We start from the raw sequence: 14,934 nt of genomic DNA on the forward strand, positions 1-14,934 counted from the left end.
GTTATACAAGGTGATTTATGCCTTGCAGATTACGATTATTAATACATTAGACTCAAAATTATTAAAACTGGCTTTTCCAATAAATTAGATATCGCAAATAATCCCCACCATCCTCTTGCAGCCCATGCACCAACGGTTTCATGCTTTTATGGGGTAAATCAGGCCATTCGCCAATCCCTCTTGGCTGATGAATATTTTCTTCACTTAGGCTTTCCCATCCTGCTTCATTTGGCACCCATAAACCTTGCCATTCTTCTTGTGCTATTCGAGGTAGCTTCCAGCAGGGCTGATAACTAATTCGTCCATGTTGCCGCAGTACGTCCAACGGGGTTTCAGGGCGCAAAGTAGCAAGAAAACGATAAGAACTGGCGTTGTTGCGGAGCATATCCTGATAAATGTCATCGCTGTGGGTATCAATCAGGTATTCAAACGGTGAGACAGATTTCAAGATATTGGTTGTACCACCTTCGATCTCGATTTCTTCAACCCAGACCACAATACGCTGCCAGACAATAGCCTGAATCAAGCAACGGTATTCTAGGAATTGAGTATCCAGTGGTAATTCAGTGAATAATGGGGTTTGTGCTGTCTCAATATGTTCTGCAAAGGCGGATGCATCAAAAGAGCGGTAGTGAGTTGGGTATCCGAGCACTTCACGATAATCATACTGATTCAAGGGGGTAATCACACCCAAATACTCCAGTTGATGAATAATACGCTCAGCACGGTGAAATCCTATCCGAAAATAGCGCTGTAAACGTCTCGGTGACGCTCTGTTAATGAGAATGACATAATCAATAGCTTTAGCTGTCAATGGGTCATAGCTGCTGTCTAACGTGTTGTGGTGAGATAACTGCATAATGCCTCTGAGTCAGTGACGAAAATACAGTTATTAGAATAACAAAGGGTATTAAAAGATACTAATCTAATTCTTCCTGTTTCATGGTGAGTGCATTTTTTAATAACGCTTTTCTTTTCTCAACTGACAGTGATTTGTAGATTTCAAGTAAAAGGTTAAGATCTGCACTTTCAGAAGATAGCGTGTTTTGCTTGATGAGCTCTTTTTCATCGGTATTTAGGATCACCTTAAAGGCATCAATATGATAGAGGTCGCCACGCTTATTAGGGTTCTTCTTGCGAAAGTGGGGATGAAGAGCTGTAATTGACTCTAGACGGACTCTAACGCCTTTCGCTGTCGTCGGGATATCCATATCTTTATATTCAGGATAACGTGTTGGATCGTCAGCTTTTTCTTTTCCTATAGCAGCTAGCTCTCCACTGGTAAACCAGAGCTTGGGCGCATTATCCATTTCAGTTAGTTGTTTTTTATCAGTCATGATTTCTATAAATCTCATATATATCAAAAGGATAAAATAACCGCACTAGAAAGATGTTAAAATCATAAAGATATCTATTGATAATTCCCTTTAATTGGTTTTTAATAGACGAGGAATTAAACAGTGGAGTTATTACTATGTCTAACCCTGTAGCATCTCAAAAAAAGCCCCGAAAAGGAAGCGCTGCGGATTGGCACCGTGCGGATATTGTGGCGGCTTTGCATAAAAAAGGGGTCACACTAGCGCAATTATCTCGTGAGCATGGTCTTTCTTCTCGGACGTTAAATAATGCGCTAGAGCGAGCGTACCCAAGAGCTGAACAGATCATTGCGGATGTGATTGGCACGGCTCCCGAAACAATATGGCCGAGTCGTTACATCAACAAGCCACCCTCTAATAATCATGGACGGTAATTGAAATAGTCTAAATATTTACCCGTGCCTATCAGTAAGGCATTGCACCCATTCTAGCGTCAACACCATGGAAAAAAACCTTAATTCATTTAATTGAAGGAACAGTTATGTCTATCAAAAATAAATTGCAAAAAATTCGAGAAGAAAACGAAGCGAAAGGATTAAATGATCCAGCTTTATTTAAACAGCGTTTGTTAAGCGGTGGCTTTGGATTAGCAAAAACCTTTTGGCTATTTTGGTTTTTACCGATTTTATTCTTAAATATCGTTGAATTTTTTATTACTAAAAAGGTGACATTAAATAAAGTGGAAGCATTGATTCTCATTTGGGATGTTTGCTGTTTTTACTTTATCGTGAAAATACCGAATCGTCGAGCGTGGTATTACGTGGCGTTGGTGGTGATTGCACTCGATATATTAGCAGGAATAACCGTAAATTTTCTGCTGTAAGGTGACAATGTGAAAATGAAACTGAACCAGTGGATGAAATTAAGCATATTAACGGTGATGGTTGGTTTAACGGGATGCAATGAGAGCACTGTTAATTGTAACAGTGATGGTGCAAAAGCATTAGCGTTACAAGTGGTCAATCAACATGTGGGTTGGGCGATGTATGAGCAGCTTGTGAATGTGCGAACGCAACGTCAAAATACACAACGAGGCGTTTATCTCTGTGCTGCGGAAGCAACGGGTAAAGCGGGTTCCGTTACGGTAATTTATTCCGTGCAGCTCACGGATGATAAAAAAAGTTTTGTAGTTACGTTACTCAACGGTTAATTGCTATGCCAACCTATTATTAGGTTGGCATTTTTCCCTTTGACGTTTCTATTATTTCATTCACTTTCCACATCAATATTCCCCGCCATAAATAAAAATCACGGTACGTATATCAAAATAGCAATGATGGCTAAATTCCATAACTATCTGATTTAAAACAATAAAGCACTTTACTTTGCTAGTGGTTATGGTAAAATATTAGCATGGCACTATACCCAAATATGATTGGGTTGTGCTTAACATTTTATTTCCACTTTTTTATTTAAAGGCCACTTTATATGACTATTCATCAGTCAGGGCTACGCTTGCCTATCGCACAAGCTTTTAGCCAATTATTATTACATGAATTGGATAATTCAGTGATTAACTCTGCGATTGATTTAACCACTGTTCGGGCGGTTACAATGAATTTTCGAGACCCATTGTATAGTGCTGAAACAGGCGGCTTCCATCCTGTTGAAATACGCTTGTTTCGGCTGCATGAGCAATGGCAGTTTGATTATGTGACAGATTTTTCATTCATGGGGAGCTATTATCCTGAGCTTGAAAAGGAACTCGATATTTGTTGGTCACAGGGTTATATCTATCATTTTATGATGGGGGATATTGATGAAGAAGAGGGCGGAGCACTGTTTGAACTGTGGCAACGCAATTTTATTCAATACCACAAAATGAAATGTTATGAAGTCAGTATTCAGTGGGAAACCCACTAATTAAGTAAAAAATAATACCAGCGCTGGTGATTCCATTAAGTACAGTACAATCAATAGAAGGTTTGAGTTGATGTTGATACCGTCCAAGCAAGGGGATTTAGATTGCCTCTGTGGGATTTACAGTCTGGTGAATATGAGTACATGGTTCTATGGCGACCGCATTAAGCCCCGCCCGTTATTTAATTATCTTTTGCGTGAATACAGCGAATACTGGTCTCTGTACAAGTGTTTAACCCAAGGTATTGATATTCCTGAAATGGATTACTTGATTAAGCGACTAGCCTCAAAATACCCATCACAAGCCCCTCTACACGTCACCACGCCATTTCGTTACAAAGATGGACTTACCACACAAAAAATACTGTCTGCTTGTCAGGCGTTCTTAGACGCTCATACAACGTCACGTCGGCTTATTTTACTGGGAGACCAGTGGCATTGGTCGCTGGTGGAGCGTATGGATAGTGAATATCTCTATTTCTTTGATAGCCACCAGCAAGAGAAAGTGAGCCGCACCTGTTATGGTTTACGAGGTAACAAGGTACGGCGGTTGTATGGTGAATCATTATATTGGGTTGAAATATCACCTATATAAATAAGTTATTTTTTCAATTTGTTTAACTTTTTTATTTTACTAATGACCGATTGAGTATCTAGCAAATATAAAATATCTAACGGTGTCCATGTTGTAATATTTCTTTCATCAAAATTATTATTGAATATATAGGGAGGAATGAAACACTTTGTTTTAGTCATGGATTTGGCAATTGACTTTAGTTCTCCTTCGATTATTTTCTTTTCTTTACTATCAGGAAGTGTTTCAAATTCGTTTTTAAGAATGAAAATGTTTTTGTTTAAAACACATTCTTTCCAAATGGTTTTAAACGTATTTATTAATAATTTTGCATTGTCATTTTTAGACTCAATAACTGCGGTAATATAATAATAATCGATAACATTCATAATTGTTTGGCTGAAAATTCGTCCTGTGGCTTTTTCTCTTTCCATCATGTCATCATGACCAAAATGAACACAGATTTCTCTCAATCTTGTTTTATTTTTATCATGCATGTTAATGGTGAATGGTGCGCCTAATTTTTTCAGTCTATTCTCTCTGCTTGTTTTTGCCCTTTTGCAATTATCTTCCTTTTTATTTTCTTGTTCTATCTTCTTTCTCTGACCTATTTTTCCAGACATTAGATGCTCCATTTTGTGACAGTCATGTAGTTCTCATGAGTTTAGTAAAAACACCCAATAATTGTGACGGTCATACATCACGGTGATTTTTATGTGTGACCGTCACTAATATTTTAAAGAATTTTAGCAGGTTTAGTCCAGAAAATCACTGTGACCGTCACTTAATCCGCCTTTTGGCCTTTTGTGACTATCACAATCGATCATTTTTTATGGTTGTAAAGAGTAACTCCATAAACTGACAGGAGTTATGTCTCATGCAACACGAACACTTTTTAACGATTAAGCAAGTTTTAGAAATCACACAAGTCTCACGCGCGACCTTATACCGTTGGATTAAGGCGGGGGATTTTCCTGCGCAATATTCATTGACTGCATCTGGCCGTAGCGCTAGATGGAAAAATAGCGAAATAGTTCAGTGGTATGAAAATTGCGTAAAAAAAGGGGGGCAATAACTATGCTGTTCTGTAAGCCTGCTATGACCCCTTTATATGATTATATACAGAGTAATAATGTTCAAGTGAGTAATGGGGGTAGCTATGTCTACCTCTAAAAAGAATATTGATAATTTGAATAAATCAATCGCTATTCCTCATGAATTAGGTCATCACGAAATGATGCATAGAATTGATAAACTTAGTATTGTAGGTGATCTTGAAATTGATGATATCGATGAATTGTTCGATAGATTAAATAAGATGAAAGGCAGTCGTTTTTATTCAATTAGAAGAAGAGAAACGAAAAGTAAATATATTAAGAAACTTTATCGCTATCAAGTTAAGGTGAAAAATAAATATAATCCGAAGCAAGCATTTATGATCTATTATATGCCAACGGAAATGGATTTTAAGAAAACAGATAAATATGAAGGAAGAGGTGCTGTTAGATTTGAATTTAGTCCTCAACACTTTTCTTTCGATGATATTAATAAATTAGTTCTTTATTTAGGGAAAAAGAAGCGCCTAGGTAAGTATCTGTATAAAATATTGAAAAGCGCATGGGTGACTCGCATTGATTATGCTTTAGACATATATGATATGCGTCTCTCAGATTATCATATTGGTTTTAAGGGGGCATGTAGTGGCGAACGTTATTCAAGTGAAGGCGAGTTTCAAGGACAACGGCTTGGTAGCAATAAATCAGAGTATCACGCCTCTTGCTATGAGAAGCTAGATGTTGGTGATGACTTAGACTCTTTTAGTGATGAAGAATTACAACTGATAATCACTAATTGGCGCGAAATACAGGATTACCGTCGCTTCCTACGCATAGAAACGCGTTATAAACCGAGAAGTAAGGCGCTTTTATTACGAGATATTCACAATCTTCACAATTTGCTGGAACGTATTGCGTTCTATCAAAAGCCACTGTGTACCAAAGAAGGGGATTTAGATTGGGAGTTGTTACTGTCGGGCATGATATTACCTGAGTTACGCGATTATGTGAATAAAACCAACCCAAAGGAGGCTAAAAAGATCTTAAAACGTCTAGATAATAGATTGAAAAACAATCAAGTTGATCTTTTCGATAAAGATGAAATTTGGTACGACTTTCATTTATTGGTTGAGAAGCTCGGTATTCTTGGAGTTCCAGCTCTTTGGCAGAAGAGTTTGCGTGAAGAATGGGCTCGCAAACACGGTTATTAGTAGCCTGTATCACGGTAATGGTGTTGGGTCGCTGCGGCGGTATGTGTGGCGACTCAACATATAACAATATTATGTATATATATCAATGCTGGTTACCAGCATAACATCAAGTTTAGCAAGCATCATAAGCATAATGGCTATGAACAATAACGTTATATATATATGGCAATAGTTTGGGGATATTGGGATTAGCTATTTTCGCCTAGACCGCGAGTTATTCGTCTTAACGGATCGCTTTGAGTAGCTGGTACGGGTATTTGACGCTTTCACGGTTCTTCTAATCACCTACTAAAAAATGGGGTTAGCGGTAACCCCATTAAAAATGCATTTGCGTAATTCAATTTACTATTAACAACATGGTAAATTGAAATGACAGCATATATCACCAAAGACAACATTCTTGTCACAGAAGCTACAGTAGAAGCCTATAAAGCGATTGTTCTGAGCGTTCCCTTTGATAATACGGTCGATCAACGTCAAAAATCTAAATATCACCGTGCAATTGCTTTGTTCTTACAGCATATTATCTGCAGTGCGACAGTTAGCAAAAATACGAAGAAAAAAGCGAGGTTTAAAGGAAATAAAAAATGGACTTACTCTGTGCCATTTCCTGCTGAACTGGGGAAAGAGAAATTCCCTATGATTTTTAAGCAAAGTCGTGATTTAGGCTTAGAACGCGGTTTAGAGTGCTTAGAACAAGCTAAAATTATTAAGATTATTCCACATAGCTTTGGGATCCATAAATGTCGTGAATTTGCTTTATCTAAAAGTGTCCTTAAAGCTTTATTTCCCGGTAAACGAAAGGATTATCTTAAACGTACAGATCGCTATACCTATTTGACGAATATTTTTGATAAACGTAAGAAACCCGAAACACTGTATAAACTGATGTTAAAAAGCTCTTACAACGTAAAGCCGCCTAAGCATAAACTAGCGATTGAAAATGACAATTTTAGACAGCGTATTATCAGTGCGTATCAACAACTCGAAGCATTACCTATCAACCTTGATAAACTACAAGCATATTGTAATGACCATCCTACAGCGAAGAATAAGAGCTTTTATTTTAATTTCATCACTCATTTGATGGATGTGGGCGTCAAGATAATTAGCAAAACACCATTGATTATTGAATATCGACAAGCGTATAAAACCGCCAAAGTGGGTAGCCGTTCTTTTGAGATAGGTACAGGCTTTCAATATTTACCCAGAAAGATGAAATGGGCATGTTTAGCCAATGGGTATAATTATGATATTAAAGGCTGTCAGTTAGCTATCTTAGAGCAAGAATTCAAGAAATATGGCATTAGCACTGATTCGCTATCAGTATTAAGTGATTCTAATATCCAAAAAGTATTTAATGTAGGTAAAAGTTTCATCAAAATTATTCGTTATGGCACGATTTTTAGTGCAGGTCAGGTCAGCCTATCATCTCGCTGGAATATGGTGAAAAAGCTGAGGAAGCGGAAAAAGAATTATTCCGATGATTTTGTGTCAGAAATGCTGGAATATTGGAAATTAGAAACAACAGAGCTTCGCGAAAGCATAAATCAACTCATTGACGAGTATCTAAAAATAGGAAAGAAAAATAAGTATGGGCTTTCTGTCGTGAATGCGGCTGGGCAGCCATTCAATACCACAAAGCGAAAAACAAAAAACGAGGAGTGGAAGGCGTGGCGTCGTGATGTGATGCGACGTAAGCTACTCGCGCATATGATACAAGGGCTAGAAAGCCGCGCAGTCTATGATTATGTGAGCTCGCACAGCGGTGTTTGTGCGCTAGAACATGATGGATTTGTTAGTTTACATGAGTTGTCTGATGGTGATTGGCAGCATGAGTATTTGGAGATTGTGTTGAAACATGGTTGTTAGTAGTGAATTAAAATTAATTTTTTTTGGATTAGTTTGTACTTTCTCCGCGCACAGAATCATGCTTAATTAAGTGGCAGTTCTGTGCCAATTACAGACATTTAACTGTGCCAGTATTAAAGTCTACTGTTAGGTGTTAGGTGTTAGGTGTTAGGTGTTAGGTGTTAGCAGAACACCTAAAACAACGGCGTAGCTTTGCTATGTCCGAGTGCTTTGTATTACATGCTTAACCCACTCAAGTTGCTTTGCGTAGATTTTCGGCAGTGGGTGATAATACGAGTAACTAGTGTTTGGCTTTAAAATTCCGAGAGGGTTACTAATACACAAAGCTTCTATTGCCAACTTGGCTAGAGGAACTAAAGCTTTGTTTACACCCCAGCCAAAAATAACCGGTACGCCTCTGACAAAAAGCTGCTCTAGCTCAGATTGACGATTGGGTGAAAAAATGGAGTGATCTACTAAACTACATTCATCGGACTTCAAAAAACGATACAGTTGGCCTGAATCGGGAGTGCGGAGATCAGACAAATTCAGAATTCTTGCATAATCAAACCCCACTGCATCCATAACTCTCATAATCTGTTGTTGTGTGGTGTCTGGCTGTGCCTCTGATTGAAAGAAGTTATTATCTATACCATCCAAAGGATAAGAAGAACCAGGGTTCATCATTACAACCATGAGATCAGGCTTATCGAGAGTAATGTTGGCCCGCTTTATATTGAGATACTTTCGTAACTTGAAACCATTCGACTCGTAAAAGAGACCTGTAACTTCGAATTTAGCACTCAACTTGATTCCTTGATATCATGTAGCGCCGCGCTCTGCGGGAATTCAGGAGCGCCAGCGAGTAGATTTTCCGTAGCAGAGCCTTGTTACAGCTTTGCAGGGCGATAGTCAAATGTATCTACTACTATTTCACCTGCATGGACTAAGTCGTGACATTTTTTACAAACAACAAGTATGTTCTCTGGGGTTGCTTCACCTCCTAGGCTGAAGTCTAAAATGTGATGCCCATGTATATCTAAACTAGCACCACATCTTAATTCACAGTTATAATCTTCTCTGATTTTGGCTAATGCGATTGCCCGTGAGTGCGCATAGCTCCGAGTGCTACTTGTCTTCGTCATCACTAGCCTCGCCCAATAGTTTTATTCCTGTAGAAGGCGAATCGAGGCCTAGGTTTTCCGATACAATAGAAATCAACTCTTCCATAAAGGCTTCTGCTTTTTCTTCACTTGCTGATACTTTTACCATAATGTCAGTAGCTGATTTATTCCTTAACTTGCTTTTTTCTACCTTATCAGGAACTTTGTTTATCCGAAGATCATTACCAATCAAGCCAAGTTCAGCTGCTTGCTCAATGATTTCCTGAAAAGCTTCCTTCACTTTGGAATTGTCACCAGAAAATCTAACTATTAAATCCTTTTCTTCCATGACTACTTCCTTTCAAAAATGTTCACAACCAAACCATGCTTTTTTGCTGTTTCTTTTATAAGTTTTTTTAGTGCCGTTTTCTTTTCTGGATCAACACGCCTATAAATTACAGAGCCAGTAACCTTATCATTTTCAGCAATTTCCTTGCTTGAGCTAGTAGCTTCCGGAGAGTTTTTCATTTTACTCTTCCCATAACTCAGCAAGATCATTTAAATCAGCATCAGTTATTACATCGAAAGAACCACTACCTTGTGTTATTGCCAACACATCGAAGTCTATAACCCCACCATCCTTGTCCATCTTCAGCTTATAAATTACGTATTCACCAGAAGATCTACTTATGTGAATGTCTTGACCTTCAACTTTAACAACTTTATCCCCACTTTTTAGGTCTAAAATTTCAAATTTTAAGATATGCATATTTTCTCCAAATTTTTTGCGGATGCTATTTAATCGAAATTATAAACTATAACAGCTATTATGTAGACCATTCAGTAACATCTGAAAGGCATAATCAATGTATATCTATGACTTTATTTAAAAATAATAAGTTGAGAAGTTAGCTAAGCACTTAATATACTTTTAATCTACTACATTACTGAGACTTCTCAGTAAATCACTTGATTATTTACACAAGGGACTTAAATGAGCTACTCCATTAAGACTAAGTAAACCGAACAACACGACCGATTTTTTGGTAAAAGCAGGCAATCACATGTTAACTATAATTCGATATTGAAATTCTGCTATTCGCTCCTTTCGGGATAACAACCATAATTAAATCTCTACATCATAGGAGATTTAATTATGTCTAAGTTACCGTGGAATAAAAATCGTATCATTGGGCAAAAACGACCGCTTAAAATATCTCATATCTGGGGGATTCGCATTAGACTAGAGTTAGAAGGGAAAATTCGCGACTTAGCTTTGTTTAATTTAGCCTTGGATAGTAAACTTCGAGGCTGTGATCTCGTTAAGTTGAAGGTATCAGATGTTGCATATGGCAGTTCAGTCTCCAGCAGAGCAACAGTGTTACAACAAAAGACTGGTAGTCCTGTCCAATTTGAGCTGACTAAAGGAACTAGAGATTCAGTTGCTGCATGGATAAGAATGGCTCACTTGCATAGTGCGGACTATATTTTCCAATCCCGAGTAGGTTCTGCTCAACATATCTCTACCAGACAATACAACCGTATTTTTCATGGTTGGATTGAAAAGCTAGGCCTTGATAATTCGTTATACAGCACACATTCAATGCGCAGAACCAAGCCGTATCTGATCTACCAGAAAACAAAGAACCTCCGTGTAATTCAGCTATTACTTGGACATAAAAAACTGGAAAGCACGGTTCGTTACCTTGGCATTGAAGTCGATGATGCATTGGAGATTTCTGAGTCAATTGAAGTATAAATCTATCAGGGCTGTTTATCAGCCCTGTGCCAGGAGCGGACATTGCTGACATCAAAATGTGTTAATCAAACGGGAACAGGTTAAACCTTCAGTTCACGTTAACAGCGGGTGCGGATATTTCGTTGTCCGCGCCAAATTATGTTGGCGTTCCACCGTCGTAACACGACGCTGTGTGTTCCCAAACACACAGGAAACAGAAAAGGAAAGTGAATACTGCGATTTTGAAACTCTGGCAATCCAAGGGAGAAAATGAGCGCACCGGATCTGATGCTGAGAAGATTGCAGATATTGCCTAGGAACAGGGGTTACGACTTCACTCCAGAGAAACACTCACCATGACAGAGTGAAATACCTCATTGACCATCGCAACATTGGCTAACTCATACAGGCCGCGTATGCGGCCTTTTTAGTCTGGATATTGAACATCTACTTCATTCTTTCGAATCTCTGATGAGATTTTTGAACACGCCTTTATGGGGTCGTCTCAGAAAACGGAAAATAAAGCACGCTAAGCCGGTGGCAGCGGTCGCAATGGCCTAAACTTCCCCGCACCGACCTTGGCGCTGCTGCGCCATAGGTAATCGCCGGTCAGGTTGATGTGCTCCCACCCCAGCGGCGACAGATATTGCAACAATGTGTCGTCCAGCGCCGTGCCGTTGCCACGCAAAGCACTGGTGGCACGCTCCAGATATACCGTGTTCCACAACACGATGGCCGCCGTCACCAGATTGAGGCCGCTGGCCCGGTAGCGCTGCTGCTCAAAACTGCGGTCGCGGATTTCACCCAATCGGTAGAAGAAGACCGCCCTGGCCAGCGCGTTGCGCGCCTCGCCCTTATTCAGCCCCGCATGGACGCGGCGGCGCAGCTCCACGCTTTGCAGCCAATCCAAAATGAACAGCGTGCGCTCGATGCGCCCCAGCTCGCGCAACGCCACGGCCAAGCCGTTCTGGCGCGGGTAGCTGCCGAGTTTGCGCAGCATCAGCGAAGCCGTTACCGTGCCTTGCTTGATGGAGGTGGCCAGCCGCAGAATTTCATCCCAATGGGCGCGTATTTGCTTGATGTTCAGCCTGTCGCTGCTAATCATCGGCTTGAGCGCGTCATAGGCGGCATCGCCCTTGGGGATGAATAGCTTGGTTTCGCCCAAGTCACGGATACGCGGCGCGAAGCGAAATCCCAGCAAATGCATCAAGCCAAACACGTGATCGGTGAAGCCTGCCGTGTCGGTGTAGTGTTCCTCGATGCGCAAGTCCGACTCGTGGTACAGCAGGCCATCAAGCACGTAAGTTGAATCACGAATGCCCACGTTGACCACCTTGGCACTGAAGGGCGCGTACTGGTCGGAGATATGGGTGTAGAAAGTCCGTCCTGGACTGCTTCCATACTTCGGGTTGATATGACCAGTGCTTTCTGCTTTGCTGCCGGTTCTGAAGTTCTGGCCGTCCGACGATGACGTGGTGCCGTCACCCCAGTTGCCGGCGAAGGGTTGCCGAAACTGCGCATTCACCAGCTCGGCCAGCGCCGTCGAATAGGTTTCATCGCGGATGTGCCAGGCTTGCAGCCAAGACAGCTTGGCGTAGGTGGTGCCAGGGCAGGACTCGGCCATTTTGGTCAGACCCAGGTTGATCGCGTCGGCCAGGATCGTCGTCAACAGCAAGGTTTTGTCCTTGGCCGTGTCGCTGGTCTTCAGGTGTGTGAAGTGGCGGGTGAAGCCCGTCCATTCATCGACCTCCATCAGCAACTCGGTGATTTTGAGGTGCGGCAGCAGCATAGCTGTCTGGTCGATCATGGCTTGCGCGGCGTCTGGTACTGCCGCGTCCAGCGGCGTGATCTTCAGGCCTGACGCGGTGGTGATGATGGCATCCGGTAAGTCGTTGGCCGCAGCCATGCGGTTGACTGTGGCGAGTTGCGCCTCCAACAATTCCAACCGGTCATGCAGGTATTGGTCGCAGTCGGTGGCCACTGCCAGCGGCAATTCGCTGGCCAGCTTCAAAGTGGCGAACTTCTCGACCGGCACCAGGTATTCGTCGAAGTCCTTGAACTGGCGAGAACCCTGCACCCAGACATCACCGGAGCGCAGCGCGTTCTTCAGCTCCGACAGGGCGCATAACTCGTAGTAACGCCGGTCGATGCCGTCGTCGGTCAGAACCAGCTTTGCCCAGCGCGGCTTGATGAATGCGGTTGGCGCATCGGCGGGCACCTTGCGCGCGCTGTCGCTGTTCATGCCGCGCAGCATGTCGATGGCATCGAGCACACCCTTGGCGGCGGGCGCAGCCCGCAATTTGAGCACGCCCAGGAACTGCGGCGCGTAGCGGCGTAGCGTGGCATAGCTTTCACCGATGTGGTGCAGGAAATCAAAGTCGGCAGGCCGCGCCAATGTTTGCGCTTCGGTGACGCTGGCGGCGAAGGTGTCCCAGGGCATAACGGCCTCGATGGCGGCGAACGGATCGCTGCCGCTTTGCTTGGCCTCAATCAACGCTTGACCGATGCGCCCATACATCCGCACCTTGTCGTTGATCGCCTTGCCGGAAGCCTGGAACTGCTGCTGATGCTTGTTCTTGGCCGCGTTGAACAGCTTGCCGATGATGCGATCGTGAAGGTCGATGATTTCATCGGTGACGGTGGCCATGCCTTCGATGGCCAGCGCTACCAGCGTGGCATAGCGTCGTTGCACCTCGAACTTTGCCAGATCAGCAGGCGTCATCTGGCCACCTTCACGAGCGATTTTGAGCAGGCGGTTCTGGTGAACCTGCCGCTCGATGCCTGCGGGCAGATCAAGTGCTTGCCAGGATTTCAGGCGCTCAATATGTTCGAGCATGTGGCGAGAGTTCGGTTTGGCAGGCGACTGGCGCAGCCATGCCAGCCACGTCACTTTACTGCCGTCCTTGCGCTTGAGAAGTTCGTCCAGGCGCTGACGGTGGGGTGATAACAAAGAATCGGTCAGCGCCGCGTAAATGCGTCGGTTGGCACGGGTGATGGCCTCGGCGCTTGCGCGCTCGATGGCATTCATGGCGGGCAGGATAATGCTCTGCCGCCGCAGATTCTCGACAAGTGCGCTCGCCAGCACGATGCCTTTGTCGGTCTGCAAGGCCAGCTCGGTCAATGTATGCACGGCTTGCCGATAGTGGCTCATGGTGAAGGGCTTGAACCCAAAAACCGTTTGCAGCTCGACCAAGTGCTCCCGCCGTGTCTGTTCGCGCTGGCCGTACTCGCTCCAACTTTCCACTGGCATCTTGAGTTGCGCGGCCACCATGCGCAACAGGGGCGGAAACGGAGGCTCATCGACGCCCAAAAAGGTGCCAGGGAATCGCAAGTAGCAAAGCTGCACAGCGAAGCCCAATCGATTCGCGGCGCCGCGACGCTGACGGATCACCGACAGGTCGGTTTCGTTGAACGTGTAGTGCCGTATCAGTTCGTCTTTGGCATCTGGCAGTGCCAGCAGGCTTTCGCGCTCGGTGGCGGACAGGATTGAGCGGCGTGGCATGGTCAGTCTTCCCGCAGGTACTGGTACAAGGTTTCGCGGCTGATGCCGAAGTCACGGGCCACCAAGGTTTTTTGGTCGCCTGCCGCAACTCGCCGTTTCAACTCGGCAATTTGTTCGCTGTTCAGCGATTTCTTTCGTCCCCGGTAGGCACCGCGCTGCTTGGCCAGCACGATTCCCTCGCGCTGACGTTCGCGGATCAGGGCGCGCTCGAACTCAGCGAAGGCTCCCATGACCGACAGCATCAGATTGGCCATCGGTGAGTCCTCGCCGGTGAACTTCAGCCCTTCTTTGACGAACTCCATGCGCACGCCCCGTTGTGTCAGCCCTTGGACGATGCGGCGCAGGTCATCAAGGTTGCGTGCCAGCCTGTCCATGCTATGCACCACCACGGTGTCGCCCTCGCGGACGAAGGCCAGCAGCCTTTCCAGCTCGGGACGCTGGGTGTCCTTGCCAGAAGCCTTGTCGGTGAACACCCGCGCCACCTGAACACCCTCCAATTGCCGTTCCGGGTTCTGGTCGAAGCTGCTGACGCGGACATAGCCGATGCGTTGACCTTGCAAGATGCCTCCAAAGGCAAAAGTGTCAGGATGAAATCTATTACCTTTGACGGAATATGTCAATCAATAGGAAATTTAACTCTATTCTGACATCGTTTGCACATGGT

At 43.5% G+C, this 14,934-nt stretch carries 19 protein-coding genes; 9 read left to right on the forward strand and 10 right to left on the reverse strand.

The window, feature by feature from the left end:
* Window positions 1-61: 61 nt before the first annotated feature.
* Both PSF31_RS18005 and PSF31_RS18010 read right to left on the reverse strand, forming a co-directional pair.
* Window positions 62-859 carry a DNA translocase FtsK gene (locus tag PSF31_RS18005; RefSeq protein ID WP_096865153.1) on the reverse strand — a complete coding sequence of 266 codons (798 nt, stop codon included), beginning with the start codon at window positions 857-859 and terminating at the stop codon, window positions 62-64.
* Between the two features lie 61 nt (window positions 860-920).
* On the reverse strand, window positions 921-1,337 hold the full coding sequence (locus PSF31_RS18010) for a hypothetical protein (protein ID WP_001967075.1): 417 nt from the start codon (window positions 1,335-1,337) through the stop codon (window positions 921-923).
* A gap of 137 nt (window positions 1,338-1,474) precedes the next feature.
* On the opposite strand from PSF31_RS18010, the gene PSF31_RS18015 reads away from it, so the two are divergent.
* From PSF31_RS18015 to PSF31_RS18035, 5 genes are all read left to right on the forward strand, one after another.
* A complete protein-coding gene (locus PSF31_RS18015) occupies window positions 1,475-1,750 on the forward strand; it encodes a helix-turn-helix domain-containing protein (RefSeq protein ID WP_001967176.1) in 276 nt (91 codons plus the stop codon).
* 107 nt (window positions 1,751-1,857) lie between these two features.
* Window positions 1,858-2,199 (forward strand): hypothetical protein, encoded by a 342-nt coding sequence (locus PSF31_RS18020; RefSeq protein ID WP_102780616.1) that lies wholly within the window; start codon window positions 1,858-1,860, stop codon window positions 2,197-2,199.
* 9 nt (window positions 2,200-2,208) lie between these two features.
* Window positions 2,209-2,526, forward strand: coding sequence for a hypothetical protein (locus PSF31_RS18025; protein WP_096865235.1), 318 nt, complete (start codon window positions 2,209-2,211; stop codon window positions 2,524-2,526).
* A 278-nt stretch (window positions 2,527-2,804) separates the two neighbouring features.
* Window positions 2,805-3,239: a DUF2787 family protein gene (locus PSF31_RS18030; RefSeq protein ID WP_164561200.1), complete on the forward strand. Its 435-nt coding sequence runs from the start codon at window positions 2,805-2,807 to the stop codon at window positions 3,237-3,239.
* A gap of 70 nt (window positions 3,240-3,309) precedes the next feature.
* Entirely contained in the window at window positions 3,310-3,831 is a 522-nt protein-coding gene (locus PSF31_RS18035; protein ID WP_096865204.1) for a hypothetical protein, read from the forward strand.
* Between the two features lie 5 nt (window positions 3,832-3,836).
* On the opposite strand, the gene PSF31_RS18040 is transcribed toward PSF31_RS18035, so the two are convergent.
* On the reverse strand, window positions 3,837-4,433 hold the full coding sequence (locus PSF31_RS18040; protein ID WP_096865205.1) for a hypothetical protein: 597 nt from the start codon (window positions 4,431-4,433) through the stop codon (window positions 3,837-3,839).
* A gap of 254 nt (window positions 4,434-4,687) precedes the next feature.
* On the opposite strand from PSF31_RS18040, the gene PSF31_RS18045 reads away from it, so the two are divergent.
* From PSF31_RS18045 to PSF31_RS18055, 3 genes are all read left to right on the forward strand, one after another.
* Window positions 4,688-4,885, forward strand: a complete 198-nt coding sequence (locus PSF31_RS18045; protein ID WP_096865206.1) for a helix-turn-helix transcriptional regulator — start codon at window positions 4,688-4,690, stop codon at window positions 4,883-4,885.
* 84 nt (window positions 4,886-4,969) lie between these two features.
* Window positions 4,970-6,076, forward strand: a complete 1,107-nt coding sequence (locus PSF31_RS18050; RefSeq protein WP_096865207.1) for a hypothetical protein — start codon at window positions 4,970-4,972, stop codon at window positions 6,074-6,076.
* Window positions 6,077-6,445: 369 nt separating this feature from the next.
* On the forward strand, window positions 6,446-7,948 hold the full coding sequence (locus tag PSF31_RS18055; protein WP_225902518.1) for a hypothetical protein: 1,503 nt from the start codon (window positions 6,446-6,448) through the stop codon (window positions 7,946-7,948).
* A 195-nt stretch (window positions 7,949-8,143) separates the two neighbouring features.
* On the opposite strand, the gene PSF31_RS18060 is transcribed toward PSF31_RS18055, so the two are convergent.
* The 5 genes from PSF31_RS18060 to PSF31_RS18080 form a co-directional block, all read right to left on the reverse strand.
* On the reverse strand, window positions 8,144-8,734 hold the full coding sequence (locus PSF31_RS18060; RefSeq protein ID WP_096865208.1) for a DUF1643 domain-containing protein: 591 nt from the start codon (window positions 8,732-8,734) through the stop codon (window positions 8,144-8,146).
* Between the two features lie 83 nt (window positions 8,735-8,817).
* Window positions 8,818-9,072 carry an HNH endonuclease gene (locus tag PSF31_RS18065; RefSeq protein ID WP_096865209.1) on the reverse strand — a complete coding sequence of 85 codons (255 nt, stop codon included), beginning with the start codon at window positions 9,070-9,072 and terminating at the stop codon, window positions 8,818-8,820.
* Window positions 9,056-9,379: a hypothetical protein gene (locus PSF31_RS18070; protein ID WP_096865210.1), complete on the reverse strand. Its 324-nt coding sequence runs from the start codon at window positions 9,377-9,379 to the stop codon at window positions 9,056-9,058. Before PSF31_RS18070 ends, PSF31_RS18065 begins: the two co-directional genes overlap by 17 nt.
* Window positions 9,380-9,381: 2 nt before the next feature.
* Entirely contained in the window at window positions 9,382-9,558 is a 177-nt protein-coding gene (locus PSF31_RS18075; RefSeq protein ID WP_164561199.1) for a hypothetical protein, read from the reverse strand.
* A gap of 1 nt (window position 9,559) precedes the next feature.
* Window positions 9,560-9,799 carry a hypothetical protein gene (locus PSF31_RS18080; RefSeq protein WP_096865211.1) on the reverse strand — a complete coding sequence of 80 codons (240 nt, stop codon included), beginning with the start codon at window positions 9,797-9,799 and terminating at the stop codon, window positions 9,560-9,562.
* Between the two features lie 387 nt (window positions 9,800-10,186).
* Between PSF31_RS18080 and PSF31_RS18085 the strand changes: the two genes are divergently transcribed.
* Window positions 10,187-10,789 carry a tyrosine-type recombinase/integrase gene (locus PSF31_RS18085; protein WP_096865212.1) on the forward strand — a complete coding sequence of 201 codons (603 nt, stop codon included), beginning with the start codon at window positions 10,187-10,189 and terminating at the stop codon, window positions 10,787-10,789.
* Window positions 10,790-11,297: 508 nt separating this feature from the next.
* On the opposite strand, the gene PSF31_RS18090 is transcribed toward PSF31_RS18085, so the two are convergent.
* Both PSF31_RS18090 and PSF31_RS18095 read right to left on the reverse strand, forming a co-directional pair.
* The gene (locus PSF31_RS18090; RefSeq protein WP_001138073.1) at window positions 11,298-14,270 is read right to left on the reverse strand and encodes a Tn3 family transposase; all 2,973 of its coding nucleotides are present in this window, start codon (window positions 14,268-14,270) and stop codon (window positions 11,298-11,300) included.
* 2 nt (window positions 14,271-14,272) lie between these two features.
* Complete coding sequence (locus tag PSF31_RS18095; RefSeq protein WP_001162012.1) at window positions 14,273-14,830, reverse strand: recombinase family protein; 558 nt, start codon at window positions 14,828-14,830, stop codon at window positions 14,273-14,275.
* Window positions 14,831-14,934 lie beyond the last annotated feature (104 nt).

The sequence above is a fragment of the Providencia sp. PROV156 genome (assembly GCF_028480905.1).
Classification (GTDB): domain Bacteria; phylum Pseudomonadota; class Gammaproteobacteria; order Enterobacterales; family Enterobacteriaceae; genus Providencia; species Providencia hangzhouensis.